Raw genomic sequence first — 5,576 nt, forward strand, 5'->3', positions numbered from 1 at the left:
CCCCTCGCCCCGCCTCCGGAAGCGCCCCCGGCCGCCGCCGCGGCCCCGGCCGCCGCGAAGCCCAACACCTGGGACGTCAGCGTGGGCCTGAGCCTCATCTCCCTCACCGGCAACGCGTCCACGCTGACGGTGAGCGGGCTCGCGAGCGCGCTGCGCAAGACGGAGCACTGGATCTACTCGGTGAAGGCCTTCGGCGCGTACGGCCGCAGCCGCCCGCCCCAACTGGAAGGGGAGGTGGAGTCGCTGTCGCAGGTGGTGGCCCTCAACGCCGGCATCGAGCTGCGTGGCGACCGCCGCTTCACGGAGCTGCTCAGTGGCTACCTGCTGGCGGGCGTCCTGACGGACCACATCGGCAGCGTGGAGTCGCGGCCCTACGGTGAAGCCGGCGCCAGCGTCCTCTGGTTCGACACCAAGAAGGAGTCCGGAGGTGAATCCACCCTGCGCACCGACTTCGCCTTCCGCTACGCCCGCGAGACGCGCTTCCAGTACTACCCGGAGCGCCTGGACCTGCCGGACGTGGACATCGGCGGTCCCCGCTTCGGCGCCCTGTTCCGCTACGGCATCTCCAAGGACATCACCTTCCAGGAGGAGGCCGAGATCCTGGTGAGCGTCATCAGCGACTCGCGCGTCCTCTTCAACAGCCAGACGCAGGTGATGGCGAGCCTCACCGACGCGCTGGCCCTGGGCGTGGGCTTCCTCGTGAAGTCGGACAGCGCCCCGCCCCCGGGCAAGGTGTCCACCGACACGGCGCTCTCCTTCAACCTGACCGTCGCGCTGTAGTCGCAAGGCCGTGAAAAGCGACGCGGCGCCAGGGAGCAATCCCGGGCGCCGCGTGGCTGCTTCAAGACGTGAGGCGCTTGAGGACTACTCGTGCGTCTCGTGCTCCTGCTTGATCTTCTGCTGGTGGCCACCGTGGCGGCCCTCGGCCGGGTTCGCGCCGATGTCCACCGACTGCAGGTCGCTGTACTGCGAGCCCGGAGGGTTGGCGAGCCGGAAGCGCGTGCCCAAGTCCATCAGCGTGAAGCCGATGAGCAGCACCACGAAGATGATGGACACCCCGAACACCAGGCGGTTGGCGCCGCGGTGCTCGGACAGGTGCATGAAGTACAGCGCCACCAGCGTGCCCTTCACGCTGGCGATGACGAGCGCGAGCAGCAGGCCGAAGCTCGGCAGGTGCATGCGGCCCGTGAAGACCGTGACGAGCGTCAACACCAGCAGGACCACCCAGATGACCACGTAGCGCCCGGCGCCGTGGTGCTCCTGCATGTTGTGCTCTTCCTGATGCGATTCGTTGGCGATGGCCATGTCGTGTCCCTCAGACCAGGTACAGCATCGGGAAGAGGAAGATCCACACCAGGTCGACGAGGTGCCAGTACATGGAGCCCAGCTCGACCGCAGTGTAGTTGTTCGCGTTGAAGTCCCCGACGCGGTACGCGCGCACCGTGGAGAACGCCAGCACCGTCATCCCGATGACGACGTGCAGCGCGTGCAGCGCGGTGGAGGCGAAGTACACCGTGAAGTACAGCGGCGCGCCCGGCAGCTGGATGCCTTCGTAGAAGTAGTAGCGGCCCGGCAGCGTCCCGATGTGGAACTTGTGCTTGTACTCGAAGAACTTGATGACAAGGAACCCGATGGCCATCAGCAGCGTGAGCACGAACATGTGCCCCACCATCTTGTTCTTCCCCTCCTTGGCGTAGTGCACCGCCATGGCGGCGGTGAACGAGGAGGTGATGAGCACGATGGTGTTGATGGTCCCCATCGTCAGGTCCAGGCTGCGGCTGGACGCGGCCCACGCTTCCGGGAACAGGAAGCGGTACGCCGCGTAGCACGCGAAGAGACCCGCGAAGAGCAGGATTTCCGTGGCGAGGAACAGCCACATGCCCAGCCGCGCCGCGTGCTTCTGCACCTCCAGCGACGCGAAGTGGGCGGCCAGCTTCGGACCGGGCACCGTGCCCGGCGTCACGTGCGCGCTAGACATCCGACACCTCGCCCTTGCCCGTGTTCGGCTCCACGTAGAAGTGGGGCTCTTCCGGGTAGGTCGGCTGGGGACCAATGAAGTTGTGCGTGGGCGGCGGAGACGACGTCAGCCACTCGTAGCCCCGGCTGTTCCACGGGTTGTCCACGCGCTCGCCGTAGACCAGCGCGTACGTCAGGTACACCGCGATGATGATGAACCCGAACGCCAGGAGCGACGCGCCGGCCGTGGAGGCCACGTTCAGCGCCTGGAAGCGCTCCGGGTACTCGTAGTAGCGGCGCGGCATGCCCGCGTTGCCCAGCAGGAACTGCGGGATGAACGTCGCGTTGAAGCCCAGGATGATGAGCGCCGCGGAAACCAGGCCCCACCCCTCGTGGTACATCTTCCCGAACATCTTCGGGAACCAGTAGTGGAGCGCGGCCAGGAAGGCCATGATCGTCGCGCCCACCATGATGAAGTGGAAGTGCGCCACGACGAAGTAGGTGTCGTGCCACGGCACGTCCAGCGACACCGTCGCCACCGCGATGCCCGTCATGCCACCGAACACGGTGAAGAACAGGAAGCCGCAGAAGTAGGCGAACGGCGTCGAGAACTCCACCGCGCCCTTGTAGACGGTGCCCACCCAGTTGAAGACCTTGATGGCCGTGAAGACGCCCACCAGCATCGACAGCACGCCGAACACGCCGGCGTTGAAGGTCGACTGGCCGGACACGAACATGTGGTGGCCCCAGGCGAAGAAGCCCACGAAGGCGATGCCCACGCTGGAGTACGCCACCGCGCGGTAGCCGAACATGTTCTTGCGGCTGAAGGCGCAGACAATCTCGCTCATCACGCCGAACGCCGGCAGCACCATGATGTACACGGCCGGGTGGCTGTAGAACCAGAACAGGTGCTGGAAGAGCACCGGATCACCGCCGCGGGCCACGTCGAACATGCCCAGGCTGAACAGGTTCTCCGCCGTCACCAGGAGCAGCAGCAGGCCAATCACCGGCGTCGCCAGCACCTGGATGCAGCTGGTCGCGTACAGCGCCCAGACCATCAGCGGCATCTTGAACCAGGTGATGCCCGGCGCCCGCATGGTGTGCGTGGTGACGATGAAGTTCATGCCCGTGAGGATGGAGCTGAACCCGATGATGAACGCGCCGAAGAGCACCGGCGCCACCGTCGTCGTCGTGTGCGCGCTGTACGGCGTGTAGAACGTCCAGCCGGTGTCCAGGCCGCCGTTGAGCATGCCCCAGAGCGCGAAGCCCGCGCCCGCCAGGTACACGTAGAGCGACAGCAGGTTCAGCCGCGGGAACGCCACGTCCTTGGCGCCCAGCATCAGCGGCAGCATGAAGTTGCCGAAGATGGAGGGGATGGCAGGGATCATGAACAGGAAGATCATGACGATGCCATGCAGCGTGAAGACGCGGTTGTACGTCATCGCGTCCATGATGGTCGGACCGGGCGTCAGCAGCTCGATCCGGATGAGCAGCGCGAAGATGCCGCCCACCAGGAAGAAGAGCAGCACCCAGGCCATGTACATGATGCCAATGCGCTTGTGGTCCACCGTCAGCAGCCACGACTTCACCGTGGTGCCGTCCGTGAGGTAGCTCGGATGATGGCCGTGGTCGTCGGTCGCCTCATGGCCGGGGACGACGGCCCCCGGCGCGGCGATGCTACTGGATGGGGTCATAGGCGGGTCCCTCGGAAGCGCTCTCGCGCACGTTCGCAGTGCGCAGCGACTTGATGTACTCGACGATGGCGGCGGACTCAGGGCCCTGCAGCTTGCCCTGGTAGGTCGGCATCACGTTCTGGTAGCCCGCGACGATGTGCGCGCCCGGGTCCATCATCGACTGGGTGATGTAGGCCTCATCCACGCGGATGTCCTGGCCGTCCTGGAGCTTCTCGGTGCGCTCGTACATGCCCAGGAAGGTGGGGCCGATGTGCTTGGAGCCGTCCACCGAGTGGCAGCCCAGGCACCCCTGCGAGCCCACCAGCTTCTGGCCCTGTTCGGACATGCGGGCCACGGGCGGCACGAGCGACGTGTCCGCCAGCGCGTCCTGCCGGTCCTGCAGGCGGCCGCGCTGCTGCTCCTTCAGCCAGTTCTCGTAATCCTCCGGCGCGAGCACGACGACCTCGGCCAGCATCTTCGAGTGCGACAGGCCGCAGTACTCGGTGCAGAGCACCTGGTACGTGCCGGGCTTCGTCGCCTCGAACCAGGCCTGCGTGTAGCGGCCCGGCAGCGCGTCCATCTTGATGCGGAAGGACGGGACGTAGAAGGAGTGGATGACGTCGCGGGACGTGATGAGCAGTCGCACCGGGCGGTGCGCCGGCACGTGCAGCACGTTCACGCCGTTGGGGCCCTCCGGGTAGGAGAACTTCCACATCCACTGCTTGCCCATGACGTAGACATCCATCGAGTCCTTGGGCGGAGTGGTGTACCAGGTGAAGTCCCGGAACCCGATGGCGAACCACGCCAGGAAGAACACCAGCGGGACGGAGACGAAGAGGAACTCCGTCTTCAGGTCCGGCACGACGTATTCCGTCGTCTGGTGGGCCTCCCGCCGACGGTAGCGGAAGAACATGAAGAGCGCCGCGAGACCGACGCCCGCGGACATCACCATCGTCGTACCGACGACGAAGTAGTGCAGGAAGTCGACCCGTTCCGCGAACGTGGACGCGCGCTCCGGGAGGAACAGGAATTGGTTGGCCAGGTCGCTCATGTAGTCGCGCCTTTCTTCAGCTCGCGCCTCCAGAAATAGATCAGCATCGTGGCCAGGGCGCCAAAGACAGCAAGGGAGCCCAGGCGGATGAATCCGAAGATGTAGAAACCGTACCGCCGGGTGGCGGTGTCGTACTTGAAACAGGACATGACGATGCGATCCACGCTCGTCCCCACCCGACCGCCCGCCGCTTCCAGCAGCGCGAGCTTCACGTTCTGACGGTCGAACGACGTGCCGTAGAGGTAGCGCGAAATGCTCCCCTCCGGGGTGAGCACGGTGACCACCGCGGGGTGGGCGTACTGCTTCGTGCTCGGGTCATACGTGTACTTGAAGCCCACGGCGTCGGCGAGCTTGCGGACGTTCTCGTCGGTGCCGGTGAGGAAATGCCAGGGCGCCGTCTCCGGCTTGCCCATGGACTGCAGATACTTGCGGCGGCGCTCGCTGCTCTGCCCCGGGGTGTCCTTGGGGTCGATGCTCACGGTGACCGCCTCGTAGTCCTTGCCCAGCTCCAGGCCCAGCTCGCGCATCACGCGGACCTGCTCGTTGATGACGAGGCTACAGAGCATGGGGCACTCGTAGTACACCAGCGTGAGCAGGGTGGGGCGCGTCTTCGACAGCAGGGTCCCCAGCCGAACTTCTTCCCCCGAGGAGTCCAGGAGGCGGGTCTCCAGCGGGAGGGGGGCCCCCAGGTGCTCCTCCACGTCCACGCCCGTCACCGGCGGAGGCAGGTCGGAGTCCGCCTCCACGATGGCGCGCGGGGTCCGGCCTCCACCCGGCAGGGCGGACGCAGGCGTGGCGCTGGTGAGCACCAGCGCGACCGCCGCGAAGAGCCCGGCGGCGCGGGCGGAGGTGTGCGGGAGGAAGGACGGCATGGCAGGCACGGCTCGGTGAGGGGG

The 5,576-nt window shown here is 66.4% G+C and carries 6 protein-coding genes; 1 reads left to right on the forward strand and 5 read right to left on the reverse strand.

Annotation, left to right across the window (positions count from 1 at the left end):
• Positions 1-780: DUF481 domain-containing protein (locus tag D7V97_RS39310; protein WP_233583521.1), on the forward strand; the 780-nt coding region annotated here is incomplete at its 5' end.
• Positions 781-864: 84 nt separating this feature from the next.
• On the opposite strand, the gene D7V97_RS39315 is transcribed toward D7V97_RS39310, so the two are convergent.
• Genes D7V97_RS39315 through D7V97_RS39335 form a run of 5 tightly spaced genes read right to left on the reverse strand, consistent with a single transcriptional unit; the run spans position 865 to position 5,552 of the window.
• On the reverse strand, positions 865-1,305 hold the full coding sequence (locus D7V97_RS39315) for a cytochrome C oxidase subunit IV family protein (RefSeq protein ID WP_120615708.1): 441 nt from the start codon (positions 1,303-1,305) through the stop codon (positions 865-867).
• Positions 1,306-1,315: 10 nt separating this feature from the next.
• Positions 1,316-1,978, reverse strand: a complete 663-nt coding sequence (locus tag D7V97_RS39320; protein ID WP_120615709.1) for a cytochrome c oxidase subunit 3 family protein — start codon at positions 1,976-1,978, stop codon at positions 1,316-1,318.
• On the reverse strand, positions 1,971-3,650 hold the full coding sequence (locus D7V97_RS39325; protein WP_120615710.1) for a cytochrome c oxidase subunit I: 1,680 nt from the start codon (positions 3,648-3,650) through the stop codon (positions 1,971-1,973). Before D7V97_RS39325 ends, D7V97_RS39320 begins: the two co-directional genes overlap by 8 nt.
• Complete coding sequence (gene coxB / locus D7V97_RS39330) at positions 3,634-4,680, reverse strand: cytochrome c oxidase subunit II (protein WP_120615711.1); 1,047 nt, start codon at positions 4,678-4,680, stop codon at positions 3,634-3,636. The genes D7V97_RS39325 and coxB overlap by 17 nt, the downstream gene beginning before the upstream one ends.
• A complete protein-coding gene (locus tag D7V97_RS39335; RefSeq protein WP_120615712.1) occupies positions 4,677-5,552 on the reverse strand; it encodes an SCO family protein in 876 nt (291 codons plus the stop codon). Before D7V97_RS39335 ends, coxB begins: the two co-directional genes overlap by 4 nt.
• Positions 5,553-5,576 lie beyond the last annotated feature (24 nt).

This window comes from Corallococcus sp. CA053C, from assembly GCF_003611675.1.
Lineage (GTDB): Bacteria > Myxococcota > Myxococcia > Myxococcales > Myxococcaceae > Corallococcus.

What these genes read in the sequence shown, in the direction of transcription:
- D7V97_RS39320 (WP_120615709.1), bottom strand. Translation starts at nt 1,978, where the DNA reads ATGTCTAGCGCGCACGTGACGCCGGGCACGGTGCCCGGTCCGAAGCTG.
- coxB (WP_120615711.1), bottom strand. Translation starts at nt 4,680, where the DNA reads ATGAGCGACCTGGCCAACCAATTCCTGTTCCTCCCGGAGCGCGCGTCC.
- D7V97_RS39335 (WP_120615712.1), bottom strand. Translation starts at nt 5,552, where the DNA reads ATGCCGTCCTTCCTCCCGCACACCTCCGCCCGCGCCGCCGGGCTCTTC.
- D7V97_RS39325 (WP_120615710.1), bottom strand. Translation starts at nt 3,650, where the DNA reads ATGACCCCATCCAGTAGCATCGCCGCGCCGGGGGCCGTCGTCCCCGGC.
- D7V97_RS39315 (WP_120615708.1), bottom strand. Translation starts at nt 1,305, where the DNA reads ATGGCCATCGCCAACGAATCGCATCAGGAAGAGCACAACATGCAGGAG.